We start from the raw sequence: 14938 nt of genomic DNA, 5'->3' as shown, positions 1-14938 counted from the left end.
TCTGTCGCGCTGCCGTACACACACATCGCGAGCACTCTCAGCCAACCCAGGGCAGGCTTCGCCTCGTTGGCCGGAGTATCCTGCTCTCAGACGCTGCTCAGGACCTTCGCAGCTCAGCTCCCCCACAGCATGAGTGGGGGCGAGTTCACCTTCGTACCATCCGAGAGGACCCTGGACTGATGGCCGATACCCGTGAGAAGGCAGAGCTGTACGCGCTCGACATCTCCGATGTCGAGTGGCTCAGTGCACCCGGCGGCAGCGCTGAGGAACGGGTCGAGATCGCGTATCTGCCCGGTGGTGCGGTAGCGATGCGGTCGTCCGCTCATCCGGAGACGGTGCTGCGCTATACCGAGGGCGAGTGGCGAGCGTTTGTCCTTGGGGCCCGTGACGGCGAGTTCGATCTGAAGTAACGGAACGCGCGGAACACGCAGAAGGGGCGGGCGCCCGTCGGACACACCCGCCCCTTCTGTGGGGCTCTCCGGGCTCAGTAGCCGGCGGTGAAGCCCTTCGACGCCTTAACATCCGAGGCGCGGTAGCTGCCGTTCGCATTGCTGACGCTTTCAGCAACCTTGCTGAGGACATGCTGCATGTGGTCGGTTTTGGCCTTCCACACCTTATGCGTATCCAAAAAAGCGTGCTGCGCCTCACCTTCCCACGTTGCAGCAACCTGGCTGATCTTCGCCATCAGGTTATCAAGATCCCTATCGAGAGCATTTGCTGCCTCTTTGATAGCCCTGGCCGCGTTATCGAGCGATTCGTAGTGAACGCCAAGGCCGGAGTCGTCCGACATTTTTCCCCCTGGAGCGAATAAGTCTGGAAAGTACCGGACCAACAATACTGAGATATGCCTTTACAGACAGATCACTAGTAATCGCTGATCTTGCTGACCGGGATCTGCCCACCGGGGGCTGACGAGCCGTTGGTATCGATGTTCCGCATGCTCTGGCGCGCCTCCTCATCGTTGGACTCGCTGCCGACCTTGGTGTTGTGCACGGCTTCCCGAATTCCGTCGAGAAGCCTGCGCAGCACGTCATGATCTTCGTTCAGATCAGTCTGCGCCTTCCGGAAGGCGGCTCCGCCAAGGCCTGTCCAGTCCTTGGCCAGTTGCTCGATGACGGTCGCCAGGTTGCCTACCTGCTTGGTCATCGACGCGGCCGTGGTCTCAATCTCGCCCTCGAGGCTCTTGATGAACGCGTAGTCGATTTTCTGCTTGGCCATGTTGCGCCATCCCCCATGAGATTTCGGCGGGTTCGCGAAGTCATGCGGCTCGCGTCCCACCACGACGATTCGCATCCCAACTGGATGCGTCCTGCTTGCTCCTCACCCTAGCTGTCACAGCCATCAGTCCCAACAGGGGTATATCCCGATCCAGTTAGGCCGATCGTCGGCGAGCGAGGAAGTACGCCGCACCCGCGCTAACGGCTAGCACCCCCAGGCCGATTCCCACCCAAAGCGTCGTGCCGCTTACACGGTTCTCGGGCTCGGCCACTGCCTGTTGGGCAGAGGCCGGCGAGGAGGGTTTCTTCTTCGTGGGGGTGGAGGGTGAAGGTGGTTTCGAAGCCGGTGCGGCATGAAGAGGGTTCACGTCCGCCGGGCCGGGCTTTCCCGCCTTGTCGAGAAGAACCTTGCCCGGGTTGACTACGCCGTAGCCGAGGAATTCGCTGGGGACCTTGCCGTCGGCCGGCCTGACAGCGGTCTGGATCATGACGCGCAGGACCTGATTGTTGGTCCAGTCCGGGTGCGCGGACCAGATCAACGCGGCGGAGGCGGAAGCGATGGCTGTGGCGCCGCTTGTCCCTTCCAGCGCACAATATCCCCCACCCTCCAGGCACAGCCCCGGGATCTCTGTCCCCGGAGCCGTCAGCGCGACCTGAGGCCCGTGAGTCGAGGTCTTCGCAACGGACAACTTCTCGTCAACGCCACCGATACCAACGACCCCAGGGAGAGCCGCTGGATATATCACCTCGTTGGTGCTGTCACCGTCATTGCCGGTACTGGCAAAAATCAAGCTGCCCTTCCGGTTCGCATAGTCCACCGCCGGTTGCAGTCCAGCCCGGCCGAGCTCGTCCGCCGCCCTTCCCGCCGAGATGTTGATCACTTGGGCTCCGCTGTCCGCCGCAGAACGGATGGCCCTATTCATCGCCCTGGTTCCGAGCGCTTTCGGGCTCAAGACTTTCAATGGAAGGATTTTTGCCCCACGCGCAAGGCCCCATACACCGCCCCCTGTACCTCTGCCTGCGATCAGAAGGGCTATATCGGTTCCGTGCCCTTCGCGGTCCTGGGGAGCGCCGCTCTTGGCTTCGGTGAAGTCACGCCCAGGCAGTACCTGACCCCGGAGCTCAGGTACCGATCCGTCAACGCCAGAATCAAGGACAGCGACCTTGATGCCCTTGCCCGTACTGACCTTCCACATCCGAGCTGCGTGCATCCTGTCCAGGTACCACTGGTGAGATCGCATGTCCTCGGCCGCTGCCCCAGGTGCCAGCACTCCGAGGCAGAGCCCCCAAGCGCCGAGAGCTGCGAACAGCGGCATCGCCCGGCGGCGTATCCCACGTGAGGCCATGTGCACGGTGCGGCTCCGCCTTCTCGCTCGTATGACTCTTGGTCAGGGCTATTCGATGACCGGAGGCACGACATTGCGACGCCCTGCGGTCCATGTTTCCTCGTCTTCCGAGAGGAAATCCGGTCGCGCTGCGGAGGCACCCCTATTTCCTCTGGCCGCAGGCGCAGCATTCCTGGGTGCCATCCCGGCTCCTTGATTGCCGCGCACCAAACCCGAGCCGCCGGGGGTGAATTCGCCACCGCGTGCTCCAGTTGCCCGAGCCCCGCCGATGGTCCCGCCGGGCTCGGACGCCAGACGCCGCCCCATGGCGCCCTGTCCGCCCCCGGACGTACCACCACCGATGCCACCCGCATGGCCGCCGGTTCCCATCGGACCACGGGTCATCGGCCCACGCTCTTCTCCGACTGCTGTCCCATAGGGCGGACGAGGAGCACTCGTCGAGGCCCCACTGCGGTTCGGAGTGCCTCCGATGACCCCGTCGCCCATCCTGCCGCGGGATGGGCCTGCCAAGCCCCCTGGCCGACCGACGGCGGCACTGCGCGCAGGACCACCCGCCCCAGTACGTGACCCCGTGGGCAGCCCTGACCGCACGGCACCCTGACTACCCATGGGGCTGAAGGGAACGGGGGGCGTCACCGACGAACCCTGGTGAGTGGTGGGTGCACTCCCTGGAGACGCAGACACGGCGTGTGTTGCCGAGTCCGGCAGGGCAGGCGGGGCAGTGGAGTCGATCCCCGTGCTGGTTGTCCTGTCGATTCCCGCAGGGGAAGCACTCGCGTGGTGCGGTGCACTCACGGCATGCGCTGCGTTCGCAGTGTGCGGTGCGGTGTACGTGCCCGAGCCGCCGTTCCCCGCCCCGGAGGCTGACGGCTCGTATGCTCTGGCTCCTGTGACCGATTCCCTGGTGCTGCTACCCGATGAGCCGTATCTGCGCTCATCAACGAAACGTTGATCGTCGCCCGACGGCAACGGCCGGAAGTTCGGCTCCTCCTGCTGCGCGATCGTCTCCTTCGACGTCACGTAGTACGAGGCGAGCCGGTTCATCTGTGTGATGGCTTCCTGCCGCATCGGCTCCTCGACCAGCAGTCGCCCCGCTTCGGTCTTCTTGGGCGTGGCCGGGGTGAGCAGCGGGCTCGGGGGCTTGATGGCTTTTTGGGCCTCGGACAGCGCTTGGCCCGCCGCGAGCATGTGGTCCCCGGCCGTGGCCGTGTAGCTGGAGAGCTTGATGCTCTCCTTGGAGAGCTCGTGTCCCCACTCGCGGAACGCGTCGGCGCCCTCGCCGCTCCAGGCCACCCGGTCCACGTGGCCCCTGAGGTCGTCGGCGATGGACTTGATCTTGCTCGCCGCGTCCGTGAGCGCGTTGCCCGTGCTGGTCAGATCACTGGGGTCGCCGTTGGCGACCATCGCGCGCAGGCGCTCGAGCGACTCGTTCTCGAAATTGCTCTGTGCCGTGTAGCACGCGGTGACGTTCTTCTTGCCCGCCGTCACACCGTTCCCCTGGCCCATGCGCTACCCCCCGTTGCTCATCATGTGTGGTCACTCGGCTTCACTTCAGAAGTCGTTGTCACCGGTCGACGCGCTGGTACCCGGGGTCGGCTGTGCGGTCCCGGGGGCGTGTTCGGCGGGCTTTAGCGGCGGCTCGTAGTGCTTGCGTGTCCGGCGCTGGATGGCGCGCAGGCGCTCCGCCTGCTCCTCGTCGGCGCCGGTGTAGCCCTTGTCCGCCATCTGCACGGCGATGCCCATCGCCTCGATCTGGTCGCCGAAGGTCTTCGAGAGGGTTTCCAGCTGGGCGTGGACCTTCTCGTAGAGGGCCGCGAGGTCATCGGCCTCGGCGAAACCACTGCCGTAGGAGGCCCTGGAGACCTTCTGGTGACCGATGTTGCCGTGCGACGCCTTGGAGCCCTCCAACTCGGCGAGCATGGTGTCGACGCGCCCCTTGAACGTCTTCAGGGACTCGGCTTCGCGCGCAAGATGCTTGGCATCTTTGCTCGGCATGACCATGACCTATCCCCCGTGTTGCACTTGCGACGTCACCCGTCACTCTATGCACCCCATACGACAGTCCCAACAGCGAAGCGCACAAGGGAGATACGACTCACTACGACTGAGTACCCCTGCTGAGTACCCACCGCCGGTCCGGTCCGGAATGCGGCTATTGCTCCTCAATGGCGAGGATCACGTCGGTATCCACCGATTCGATCACACCCCGCTGTACCAGCAAGAGACGCTTCCCCTTCAGGTACGGCACCGCACCACGGCTGTCCCAGAGGTCCCACTCGGCCCTGCGACTCGACTTGCTGTGGCTGACGGTCCGTTCGGTCTTTCCGGTCGTCGTGTTGACGTAGCGCAACTGGCCAGGCCGGTCGATGGTGCCGGTGCTGTATGTCACGAGTTCGTCGCCGTCGATGCTCACCGGAACGCCCTGGCGGTCGGCGTCGGCCTTGTTCGCCCATTGGCGCCGACCGGTCGCGAGGTCGTAGGCAGAGGTCATCCCCCTGCCCTGGACGTACGCGGCGTCGCCGGAGATGAGAACTCCTACGCAGCTCGGTCCCGGCCCCCCGCAACCGGTCAGTTCCACCTCCTCGTCGATCCGGACGCGTGACCTCTCGATGCCGTTGGTCTCACTCAGAACGGTGAGTTCGGTGGGCCGGGTGGAGTTGTCCCCCGTCGCCAGAACCGTCGGTGTCGTCGACACGATCTCGTGCAGGTACGAGTTCTTCGGCGCGCGCCAGGTCCACTTGGGATGTTTCCAGTCCTCCGGGTCCAGCGCGCGTACCGTGGAACGGGACTGGCAGTCCGAGGCGACCAGAAACTGGGCGCCCCCGGCCGCCCGTACACCGCCGCAGCTCTTGCGCTTCGTCTTCAGCACCATGTCGCCATTGTCGAGGTCCACCACCCGTTCCCCGCCGGACCAGCTGACGAGCCCGTATCCGCCGCTGACCGCGAGCGCGGGCGGCGTTTTCCACTTTCCGGGGGTGAGCTGGGTACCGGGCTCCGTGAAGTCCACGAACATGTTGCGCCAATCGCGGCTACCCTCACGGAGGTTGATGACAGTCAGTCCGTGGCAGGTGTGATCGCCCAACTCGTACGCGATCAGGGCGCGGTCCCCCTCGGATTCCCCGGACGCGGCGCACAGCGGGCCGTCGAGAATGAAGGCCCACGCCTTCTTGCCGGTCTTGATGTCGTAGGCAGTCACCATGTCCGGTTCTGCCTTGACGACCAGCTTCTCGGTGAACCAGGTACCGGGGGCGACGTTCGAGCCCTTCGAGGGCTCTGTACGCGGCTGCGCTCGCCAAGCGATGCCACCTGGGGTCGAGGCACGACCCCCCGAGGTGTCGGAGCCGCTGTCGTCTCCGCCGCCGAGGGCGACATACGCGCCGCCGACACCGGCCAGCAGCAGCGCCACCATCACCGCCACGATCAACGGCTTACGTCCGCGACGCGGGCCCCGGCCGCCGGTCGCGGGCCCGGCCGGGCCGGGGGCGCTCGCGGCGGGTCCTGGTGTCGGCTGGGGGGCAGCCGGAGGCTGAACCGGATACGGCTGTCCGTACTGGGGCGGCTGTGACACCGGTCGAACTCCCTGTGCTCTCGGTCTGTTCTCGATACGAGGCGCCCGTGCGGTGTCCGCACCAAGCCCGGCTGACTTCGGGCGGCCGTCAGCTGAAGGCCAGAATCAGCCGCCGCCTTGACGACTCATCCGAGTCCGAGACGAGGAAGAAGCGGCCTCCGTGGTAGTAGGTCTTGCCCCCCGTGTTCGACTCATCAGCGCTGCTCTCCGCGGGCAGCTTGGAGAACACCGATGAGCGGCCGTCGGCCGGGGCGAAGGTGACCAATCTGCCGCCCTCGCCGCCCTGGGGTGGCTGATAGGTGAGCAGTTCACCGTCGTGCATGGCCACGGGGGTACCGACCCGCCCATTGACGGCTGCGGCGGTCCAGCGGGGTTTGCCGGATGCCAGGTCGATTGCGGCGATGCGATTCGTCGCGGTGCCACTACCGGTGTCCTTCCCGCGCGTCGACACATACAGCGTGTCCTTGTGGATGACGAATCCACCACACGAGTCCAGCGGCACTTTGCAGCCCACCGCGTACGGTCCCGATGAGAGGGAGGTCCTGGCCCGTGTCCGCCCACGGTCGTCGATACTGATGACATCGGTTGGATTGATGATGTCCCCGGCGCCCACCAGGACGACCGCGGGATTCACCGAGAGGATGCCGAAGAGTTTGACTCCTTCCGGAATCTTCCAAGTCCACTTCTCGTTCCCCGTCTTCGGGTCGAAGCCACTCACGAACCCCCGCTTGCCGAGCTGGCAGTCCACGACATCGAGGATGTACGGGCCGTCTCCGGCGCTTCCTGCTCCGACGCACTCGTAGTTCCCGTTGCCGGTCGGGCGTTCCTCCAGCTCGCCACGGCCGATGGAGTAGACGGCGGTGCCGACCATCGAGGTCACGTAGACCACCGACTTACGCATCATGATGTTGGGGTCGGTGTAGTCCACGGCTCCCGTGCTGTCCGGGGCGAGGGTGCGGTCCCACTTCTTCTTGCCGCTCTTGAGGTCCACTGCCATCAGCTGGCTGCACTCGGTGCCGTCGCTGTAGACCACGGCTGTCATGTCGCCGTACGCGCGCGGCGCCGCGCCGCACAGTTTGCCGGACAGGGGGATGCTCCAGCGTTTCTTTCCGCTGCTTTGCGCGTATGCGGTGACGGCGCTCTTCGAGGTGTGCACCACATTGCCGTATGCGAACCAGGTACGGCGGGCCACGGTGTTGCGGTCGTCGTCGTCCGTCAGAGCGGGCACCAGCCAGTCGAGTTTCGCCTTCACGCTGTGCGGCTTGGTGTCCGCCTGGGTTCCGGCCTTCGGGCCGTCGTTCGGCCAGAGCGCCCAGCCGGCGCCGCCGAGGCCGGCCAGGAGAACCAAGGCGAGTACGCCGATGAGGGCTGTGCGGCCGGCTCGGCGTGGTTTGGCGGCGTTCGGCGGGCCGGCTGCCGGGGAGGCCGGCTGGGTCGGGGCGTACGAGTCGTACTCCGGGGGCGGCCCGAAGTTGCCGGGGGCGGCCGGTCCGCTGGCGGGGCTGCCCGTCGGGTTCGTGTGCCACATCTGCGGGGGCAGCGGCTGCTGCGAAGGGTGCGGTTGCTGCTGGTGCGGTGTGGGCTGCTGCGGCTGTTCCGGCGGCAGCGGGGCGCGGGGCGGCTGTGGGGGCTGTGACGGCGGCTGTGAGGAGTGTGGGGGGTGGGTCATCTGATGGTCGACGCTTCCTACTGGGCTGCGGGGCGGCGGCGCTTGCGGTCGCGGAGGACGATCGCGCTGCCCGCGGTGACCGCGACCAGGAGGCCTGCGGCGCCCAGGGTGTATGTGGCCAGGCGCTCGGTGCGTTCCTGGGGGGTTTCGCCGAGGGTGAGGGCGGCTGGTTCGGGGGCCGCGGGGCCTGCGGAGAGGTCGTGGTCCGGGACCGCCTCGGTCAGCGGGCGGGCGTCGTCGGTGAGGGCGCGGACCGGGTCGACCACGCCCCAGCCGACGAAGCGGTCGTTGGCGTTGATGCTGCGCTCCGCCGTCTGCTCGATCTGTGCCACGACCTGAGCCTGGGTCCAGTCATGGTGCTTGGCACGGATCAAGGCCGCGACTCCGGCCACGAACGGGGCGGAGAAGCTGGTGCCGTTGTCGACGCACTGGCCGCCCTTGGGCACGGTCGAGACCATGTCGACGCCGGGGGCCGCGATGCCGACGAAGTCGCCTGTCTGGGAGAACGGCGCGCGCTCGTTGTTGCGGTCCGAGGCGGCCACCGCGAGGACGCCCGGGTACGCGGCCGGGTAGGTCAGCTTGACCTTGCCCTGGAGGCCGTCGTTGCCCGCCGAGGCGACCACGACGATGTTCTTCGCCAGCGCTTCGCGGACCGCTTTGCCCAGGTCCGAGTCGTAGCTCAGCGGCTTCGCGGTGTCCTGCGAGATGTTGATGACGCGCGCCTTCGCGTCGATGGCGTGGCGGATGGCCTTGGCCAGGGTCAGCGCGGTGCCGGTGCCCTTCTCGTCGTTCTGCCGGATCGAGATGATCGTCGATTCGGGTGCGAGGCCCACGAAGCCGGTGCCCGGCCGCGGACGGGCGGCGATGATGCCGGCGACCTTGGTGCCGTGGCCGACCGCGTCAGCGGTGCCGTCGCCGCGTTTGCCCTTGGCTATGTAGTCCGCGCCGGCCCGCTTGTCGACGGCTCCCGTCAGCTGCGGGTTGCTGTCGTCCACGCCGGTGTCGATGACGGCGACGCGCACGCCCTTGCCCCGGGTGTCCTGCCAGAGTTCGTCGAACACCAGCCGTTGCAGGGACCACGGCACCGGCTTGATCTGCTGCTTCGTCGGGTACGTGCACTCTCCGCTGCCGTCCGGCACGGGGCGCGCGTCCTGGTCCTGTGCGCCGGCTGCGGGCGCTGCCGCGAGCCCCGAGACTCCGGTGAGCCCGGTGAGCAGCGCGGTCGCTCCTAGCAGGGCGGCATTTCTGGCACGCTTCGCCGCCCGCATCGTCCCCCGCATGGTCGCGTTCCCCGCTTCTGTTGTCTCCGGTGGCTGGTGGCTCCGGTGGCTCCGGCGGCTCCGGTGCCGGCGGCTTCTGTTGTCTTCCGGTGCCGCCGCTCACGAACTCTGCGATTGCAAGGCGCTGCTGACGTCGAGCTTGGGGCCCTTGGGCAGGAAGGCGGACCAGTTGTCCGGTACCGGCACCGGGTCGATGTCCTTGTAGCCGAGCCTGATCTGCGCGTCGTTGAGGTTCTGGGCCTGCTCCCCGGGCTTCTGCCGCTTGCCGTTCGAGCCGATCCCCGACTTCTTCGCGCTGCTGTCGCCGTTCGTCTGCACGGCGTAGCGCAGTCCGGTGTCCGTCACCAGGAAGAGCGAGCCTGTCTTGGTCGACACTCCGTGGAAGTCCCGGTAGAGCATTCCGGTGCCGGGAGTGACGTATGCGCTGGTGGCTCCGTCGACCATCTGGGCCGGGTAGTCGGGGCCCGCCCAGGTCGTCAGCCGCGGGGTGTTCTTCGCGCCCAGACCGTGCAGGACGCTGCAGACAGTGTCCGCCGAAGCCGCGGCGGGGGACGACGACGAGGGGGCCGAAGAAGCTTTGGAGGAAGCCGCGTTGGCCTGGGACGGGACGCTCTGCGGCCAGCCGGACCCGCCGTAGAAGGTGTCCAGGCCGGGACCGATGGCCTGAGTGCCGACCTGCTCCGCGCTGCCGTTCTGCCGCAGCGTCCCCGCGTCCGGGCTGTTCAGCAGCAGACGCGCGACGAGTTCGGAGACGGCCGCGACCTTGCCCGGCAGGACCACGTAACTGTGCATCTTCGAGCCGGCGTTGGCCTTCAGCACGGTGCCGACCTTGTCGAGCCGGTCCGGCAGGGTGTCCACGCCGGCCTTGCCGCCGATGGGCGCGGGCAGCCGCGGGAAGGTGATCGGCGTCCCCTTGTGCAGCGTGCCGAGCCAGTCCCCGGTGACCCGCTGGGGCTGGGCGCCCTCCTCGAAGAGCGAGCGCAGCAGCACCAGGTCCTGCGCGGAGCGCTTCTCGCCCTTGGTGGAGCCGATGGGGTGAGCGGTGCCGCCCGGGTCCACGAGGTAGCGCGCCCCGTCGGGACCCTCGACGTAGAGGGCCTGGGCGCCGCTCAGCCGGTGCTCGTTCTCGATCCGCTTCGTCTCGCGGTCGGCGAACAGGAAGACGCCCTTCTGCACGATCTTCCCCCCGCCGCCCGGCTGTTCGCAGACCGCCCACAGCTTCTTCTTGCCGGCCTCTTCGGGATCGGGCACCCGGTCAGGGGCGTACGGGATGCCGAGGGTCGAGCCGCGCGGCACCTTGCCGCTGTCCAGCTCCTTCTCGGACACCTTGATCACCTCCGCCTTGTCCGGGTCCAGCAGGAGCTTGGCGGATGCGAAGTTGAGCACCGGGTGAAGTTGGTTCTTCCCGTTCGTCTTCAGAACGACGTACCGCGTCGTCGAATCGCTGCCCACGATGACGTGCGCCTTCGCCTTGGACCAGCCTGCCGGGGCCTGGGGTTTGAACATCCCAAACGCGCCGAACCCGGCCGCCACGAGTGCGCCGACCACCAGGCTCGGCAGCACGGCGCGCAGCGGGCGCGGCGCGCCCTCGTCCGTGCTCACCGGTGACGGCTGCAGAAACGCAGCAATGGTCCGCTTCTTCGCGAAGGTATAGGCGTTGAGCTCATCCCGCCGTGATGCCATGCTCCGAACGTCTCCCCAGTGGGTCGGGCCGAGTGATCAAGTGCTGCCCGTGGTCCTACTGTCGGACGGGCCCCCTACTATGCCGGTTGGGGATCGGCGCCCGCCGGTCGGGTACGGTGATCGCTCCATGAACAAGCCCGTATCAGCGGCCCATTTCCGACTTAAGGGGGCTTGCCGGGGATGACTTCCGCGACGCACCCGGGGGACACAGCCGTCCTTCGCCGACAGTCCCAGCCCGGCAGTTTCGGCCCTTTCCAATTGCAACAACTCGTCCTGCTGGAGATCGCCGCCGCGCTCCTGCTCGTCGCCTACGCCGTCGATCCGCTGCTGCTCATTCCGGCCGCCTGCGTCGCCGTCGCCCTCGTCCTGCTCGCCGTGACCCGGCGCAGGCAGCGCGCCGTGACGGAGTGGCTGACCACCGCCCTCGCGCTGCGCCGGCGGGCCCGCAGGGGCGCTCAGCCGATCCCGGCGGACACGGACCCGGCGCTGGCTCCCGTCGTCGAGTGCGACCCGGCGCTGCGGACGTACGCCTTCATCACCGACTCCACCGGCGAGCGGCGCTCCATCGGCATGATCGGCGACGGCACCTTCCTGACCGCCGTGCTCCGTATCCAGGGTCCGGACGCCCCGCTGCGGGCGGCCCGTACCGAGCGCCCGCTGCCCCTCGGGCTGCTGAACGACGCGCTGGAGGTGGACGACGTACGGCTGGAGTCCGTGCAGGTCGTGCAGCACACTCAGCCGGCGCCCGCGCCGCACCTGCCCGAGCAGGCGGTCGCGGCTCGCAGTTACGCACCGCTCCAGGCGCAGACCGGCACCCCCGCGGTGCGGCTGACCTGGGTCGCGCTCAAGCTCGACCCGGAGCTGTGCCGGGAGGCGATCGAAGCGCGCGGCGGCGGCCTGGAGGGCACCCAGCGCTGCCTGTTGCGGGCGGTGGACCAGCTGGCGAGCCGGCTGACCGGCGCCGGGTTCCGGGCGAGCGCGCTGGGCGAGGACGAACTCGTCGCCGCCGTCTCGACGTCGGCCGGCGCGAACCCGCAGGCGACCGCTCAGGCGAGCGGCTCCGACCAGTCCGCGCGCCGCACCGTCGAGACCGCGCGCGCCTGGCGCTGCGACGACCGCTGGCACACCACGTACTGGGTGCGCCGCTGGCCGCAGTTGGGCTCGGGCGCGGGCGCCGCGCAGCTGCCGCAGCTGGTCGCGCTGCTGACCTCGTCGCCCGCGCTCGCGAGCACGTTCAGCCTCACCTTGGGCCGCGGCTCCGGGCGGGCGCCGGCCCTCAGCGGGCACGTACGGATCACCGGCCGCAGCGATGACGAACTGGTCGCGGCCCGACGTGAGTTGGAGCGTACGGCGCGGGGCGTGAAGGTCGGCCTGGTGCGTCTGGACCGCGAGCAACTGCCCGGCGTGCTCGCGACGCTGCCGCTTGGAGGCACCCGCTGATGGCTACGCCCACTGTCCCGCCCCCCGTCCCCGCCCCTGCTCGCGTTCCGGTTCCCGCTCCGCCCGGTGGCCCGGCTGGGGCCCTGGTCCCGGCTGGGGCTCCGGTGCCGGCCGGTGTCCCCGTGCCCCCCGTGACAGCCGTGCCCCGGCGGGCCCGGCTCGGCTTCGGCCTGCTCGGGCCGCGCCGCGAGCGGCATGTGCTCGCGCTGGAACAACTCGGCGCGCTGTCGCTGCCCGTGGGCGACGACGGGGTGGTGATCGGCGTCGATGTGCGCAACCGGCCCGCGGTGCTCGGCTTCCACCACCCCGTTCCGTACGACACGGTGTTGGTCGGCGGCCTCTGGACGGCGCAGGTGCTCGCGCTGCGGACCGCCGGAACGGGCGCGCGGGTCGCCGTCGAGAGCGGTCGTCCGCAGGCCTGGACGAACCTGGTGCAGGCCGCCGGCGGCGGGCAGCAGTGCATGACGCTGCACGAGGTGGGCCGCGTACCGCCGCAGGGCCCTTCGGTGAGCAGCCCGGTGCTGGTCGTGCGGGACTGCGGTCTGCGACCGCCGCGCGGGCGGGTGACCGCGCTGGCCTGGCAGTCCGTGCTGACCCTGCTGCCGTATATGAGCCCGGTCGCGCCCCGGCTGCTGGAGACCGCCGATCTCGTCGGCATCCAGCGGGTGTCGCCCGAGGAGGCGGAGCAGATCGGCCGGATCATGGGACTGCCGCAGGCGGAGATCGGCGCGCTGTCCACGCTCGGCGACGGGGTGACACTGTGGTGCACGCGCCGCGATCGGCAGTTCGTGGCCACACAGCCGACGGACGCCGAGACCGGACTGCTGGGCTCGCCGCGCCGGATGGACTGAACCCTCCGGACGGGGAGTTCCGGATGGGAAGTCCCGGCCGGAACTCCGGGCTGAACGCCGGGCCGGGTGAGGTACGCCTCTCCGGCCGGACGGGGTGAGCCTCTCGGCTCGGCGGCCGAGGGGAGAACTTTCATTGTTTAACGCACCTTTCGGGCGTTCCGGCGGGGCCGCCGGGTAGGACGTGGCCTGCGGGACATCAGCTCGGACGGGACGGGGCTGCCGTGCGGGCGCTTTCGGTGATTAGGCTGGGCGTGGGCGCGGCAGGAGAGCATGAGGAATGCGACAGCCGCACCCGCAGGGGGAACCAGCCGGGTGGATGAACTGCCGGGAGCAGGCAGCCCACCACGGTGTGCAGGGGTGCACGCATACATTCAGGAGGCATTGTGAACAGCGATCGGGACGCGCTCCGCGCGGGCGGAACAACCCCCGGCGGGGACCGGTCCGACGCGGAGCCCGAGCAGACGGGCGAGTTCACCATCGACTACACCCCGCCCGCTTGGTACACGCAGAACTCCGGCACGCCGGAGTCCGCGGCGGGCGGCAGTTCGGGGTCGGCGCCAGGGTCGAGTGCGGATTCCGGGACCGGGTCGACGCCCTCCGCGACGCCCGGTACGGACAGCTCCGCGCACGGCGGGCCGGCCGGCCCGCCCGGCTACACGCTGCCCCCGCCCTCCGGCAGCCCGCTGCCCATTCCGGGGCTGCCGCCGGGCAGCGGCTTCGAACCCGCGTGGACCGTACCGCCACAGGCCCCCGCGCCTGCGGGCCCGCCCGCACCGCCCACAGCGCCGCCCGCGGCAGCCCCCTCCGCGCCGCCCGCCGCGATGCCGGGTGCGCCGTTCACCGCGCCTGCCGCGCCGCCCGCTGACGCGGCTGCCGGGGATTCGGCCGCGGATACCGGTCACGACGCCGGCACGGGCGCAGCCGCGAACGCGGACGATGTCGCCGGGAACGGCGATGTGCTCAGCGGGGCCACGATGCGGTTCTCCAGCTCCGCGCTGCGCCGTGAGATCGACCAGCGCGCTTCCGAGGCGAACAGCGGTGGCGACGCCGGCGCGACTTCGGCCGCTGACGCCCCCGCCGACACCCCCGGTTCCGGTTCCGGTCACAGGGACGGGGACGGATCAGGGGCAGCAGCCGGATCGACGGACGAGCCCGTAACGGGGCTCGCGCCCGAGCCTGCCGAACCCGCTCCCCGCCGCGCCGCCTTCGACGAGGAGCCGTCCGACTCCGTACCGGCTTCCGCGCCCGCCGACCGCGATTCCGCGGACCCCGCGTCCGCCGAGCCCGCGTCCATCGGGGGCGCCTCCGGCGAAGCCGCTCCGGATGACATCTCCGACGCCGTACCGACGAACGCGTCCCTCGCTGACGAACCCGCCGACGCCGTCGTACCCGTCGCACCCGAGGACTCCGTGCCCCGGGACGCGCCGCCCTCGGTGGCGGACTCCGCCGCCTGGGCGCCGCCGACTCCGCCCGCGCCGCCGCAGGGCGGACTGCCGCCGCTGCCCCCGCACTTCCAGTCGGCCGCCGCGCCGCCCGCCGCCCCGGTGGCCCCTTCGGCATCAGAGCCGGCGCAGGCACCGGGCCAAGCCCCGGCCGCGCCCTCCCCGTTCCCGCCCGCGCCGGTGACCGGCAGCGCGGACGCTCCCGCCTTCCCCGCGCCCTCGGGCGCCGCGTGGCCGCCTCCGACGGCCCCGGCGCAGCCCGGTCCGCCGCAGGCCCCGGAGCAGCGCACGAACGCGCCGACCGGCCCCGCGCCGACTCCGCCCCCGCTGCCCGCCGCCATGCCCACCCAGGCACCGCGGGGCAACTACGGCTACCCCCAGCCGGGAGCCGGCCAGGTGAACGCCGACCAGCACGACGCGGGCCGGCCTGCCCCCGGCCAGC

Annotated in this window: 13 protein-coding genes; 4 read left to right on the top strand and 9 right to left on the bottom strand. The window is 69.5% G+C overall.

Going from position 1 to position 14938, the window contains the following annotated elements; translation table 11 throughout:
• Nucleotides 1–179: 179 nt before the first annotated feature.
• Nucleotides 180–410, top strand: coding sequence for a DUF397 domain-containing protein (locus QMK28_RS23465; protein WP_326441201.1), 231 nt, complete (start codon nucleotides 180–182; stop codon nucleotides 408–410).
• Nucleotides 411–484: 74 nt separating this feature from the next.
• Here QMK28_RS23465 and QMK28_RS23460 read toward each other — a convergent pair whose 3' ends face one another.
• The 9 genes from QMK28_RS23460 to eccB all read right to left on the bottom strand — a co-directional run bounded on the left by QMK28_RS23460 (nucleotide 485) and on the right by eccB (nucleotide 10763).
• The gene (locus QMK28_RS23460) at nucleotides 485–790 is read right to left on the bottom strand and encodes a WXG100 family type VII secretion target (RefSeq protein WP_326441199.1); all 306 of its coding nucleotides are present in this window, start codon (nucleotides 788–790) and stop codon (nucleotides 485–487) included.
• 74 nt (nucleotides 791–864) lie between these two features.
• Nucleotides 865–1293, bottom strand: a complete 429-nt coding sequence (locus QMK28_RS23455; protein WP_326441197.1) for a WXG100 family type VII secretion target — start codon at nucleotides 1291–1293, stop codon at nucleotides 865–867.
• A gap of 79 nt (nucleotides 1294–1372) precedes the next feature.
• The gene (locus QMK28_RS23450) at nucleotides 1373–2413 is read right to left on the bottom strand and encodes a S8 family serine peptidase (protein WP_326441195.1); all 1041 of its coding nucleotides are present in this window, start codon (nucleotides 2411–2413) and stop codon (nucleotides 1373–1375) included.
• Nucleotides 2414–2611: 198 nt separating this feature from the next.
• Nucleotides 2612–4051 carry a hypothetical protein gene (locus QMK28_RS23445; RefSeq protein ID WP_326441193.1) on the bottom strand — a complete coding sequence of 480 codons (1440 nt, stop codon included), beginning with the start codon at nucleotides 4049–4051 and terminating at the stop codon, nucleotides 2612–2614.
• Nucleotides 4052–4114: 63 nt separating this feature from the next.
• Complete coding sequence (locus tag QMK28_RS23440) at nucleotides 4115–4558, bottom strand: hypothetical protein (RefSeq protein WP_326441191.1); 444 nt, start codon at nucleotides 4556–4558, stop codon at nucleotides 4115–4117.
• A 157-nt stretch (nucleotides 4559–4715) separates the two neighbouring features.
• Nucleotides 4716–5972, bottom strand: a complete 1257-nt coding sequence (locus QMK28_RS23435) for an outer membrane protein assembly factor BamB family protein (RefSeq protein ID WP_326441250.1) — start codon at nucleotides 5970–5972, stop codon at nucleotides 4716–4718.
• A 247-nt stretch (nucleotides 5973–6219) separates the two neighbouring features.
• On the bottom strand, nucleotides 6220–7800 hold the full coding sequence (locus QMK28_RS23430) for an outer membrane protein assembly factor BamB family protein (protein ID WP_326441189.1): 1581 nt from the start codon (nucleotides 7798–7800) through the stop codon (nucleotides 6220–6222).
• A 17-nt stretch (nucleotides 7801–7817) separates the two neighbouring features.
• On the bottom strand, nucleotides 7818–9080 hold the full coding sequence (gene mycP / locus QMK28_RS23425) for a type VII secretion-associated serine protease mycosin (RefSeq protein ID WP_326441187.1): 1263 nt from the start codon (nucleotides 9078–9080) through the stop codon (nucleotides 7818–7820).
• A 99-nt stretch (nucleotides 9081–9179) separates the two neighbouring features.
• The gene (eccB, locus tag QMK28_RS23420; protein ID WP_326441185.1) at nucleotides 9180–10763 is read right to left on the bottom strand and encodes a type VII secretion protein EccB; all 1584 of its coding nucleotides are present in this window, start codon (nucleotides 10761–10763) and stop codon (nucleotides 9180–9182) included.
• 180 nt (nucleotides 10764–10943) lie between these two features.
• Here eccB and eccE point away from each other — a divergent pair, with 180 nt between their 5' ends.
• The 3 genes from eccE to QMK28_RS23405 form a co-directional block, all read left to right on the top strand.
• Nucleotides 10944–12203: a type VII secretion protein EccE gene (eccE, locus tag QMK28_RS23415; protein WP_326441183.1), complete on the top strand. Its 1260-nt coding sequence runs from the start codon at nucleotides 10944–10946 to the stop codon at nucleotides 12201–12203.
• A gap of 131 nt (nucleotides 12204–12334) precedes the next feature.
• Nucleotides 12335–13054 carry a hypothetical protein gene (locus QMK28_RS23410; RefSeq protein ID WP_326441181.1) on the top strand — a complete coding sequence of 240 codons (720 nt, stop codon included), beginning with the start codon at nucleotides 12335–12337 and terminating at the stop codon, nucleotides 13052–13054.
• 383 nt (nucleotides 13055–13437) lie between these two features.
• The coding region (locus tag QMK28_RS23405; RefSeq protein ID WP_326441179.1) for an SCO5717 family growth-regulating ATPase at nucleotides 13438–14938 on the top strand (1501 nt) is incomplete at its 3' end.

The sequence above is a fragment of the Streptomyces sp. H27-D2 genome (genome assembly GCF_035828615.1).
Lineage (GTDB): Bacteria > Actinomycetota > Actinomycetes > Streptomycetales > Streptomycetaceae > Streptomyces.
Note: the sequence above shows the minus strand (reverse complement) of the source record. Positions and strands in the feature narration are given on the sequence as shown.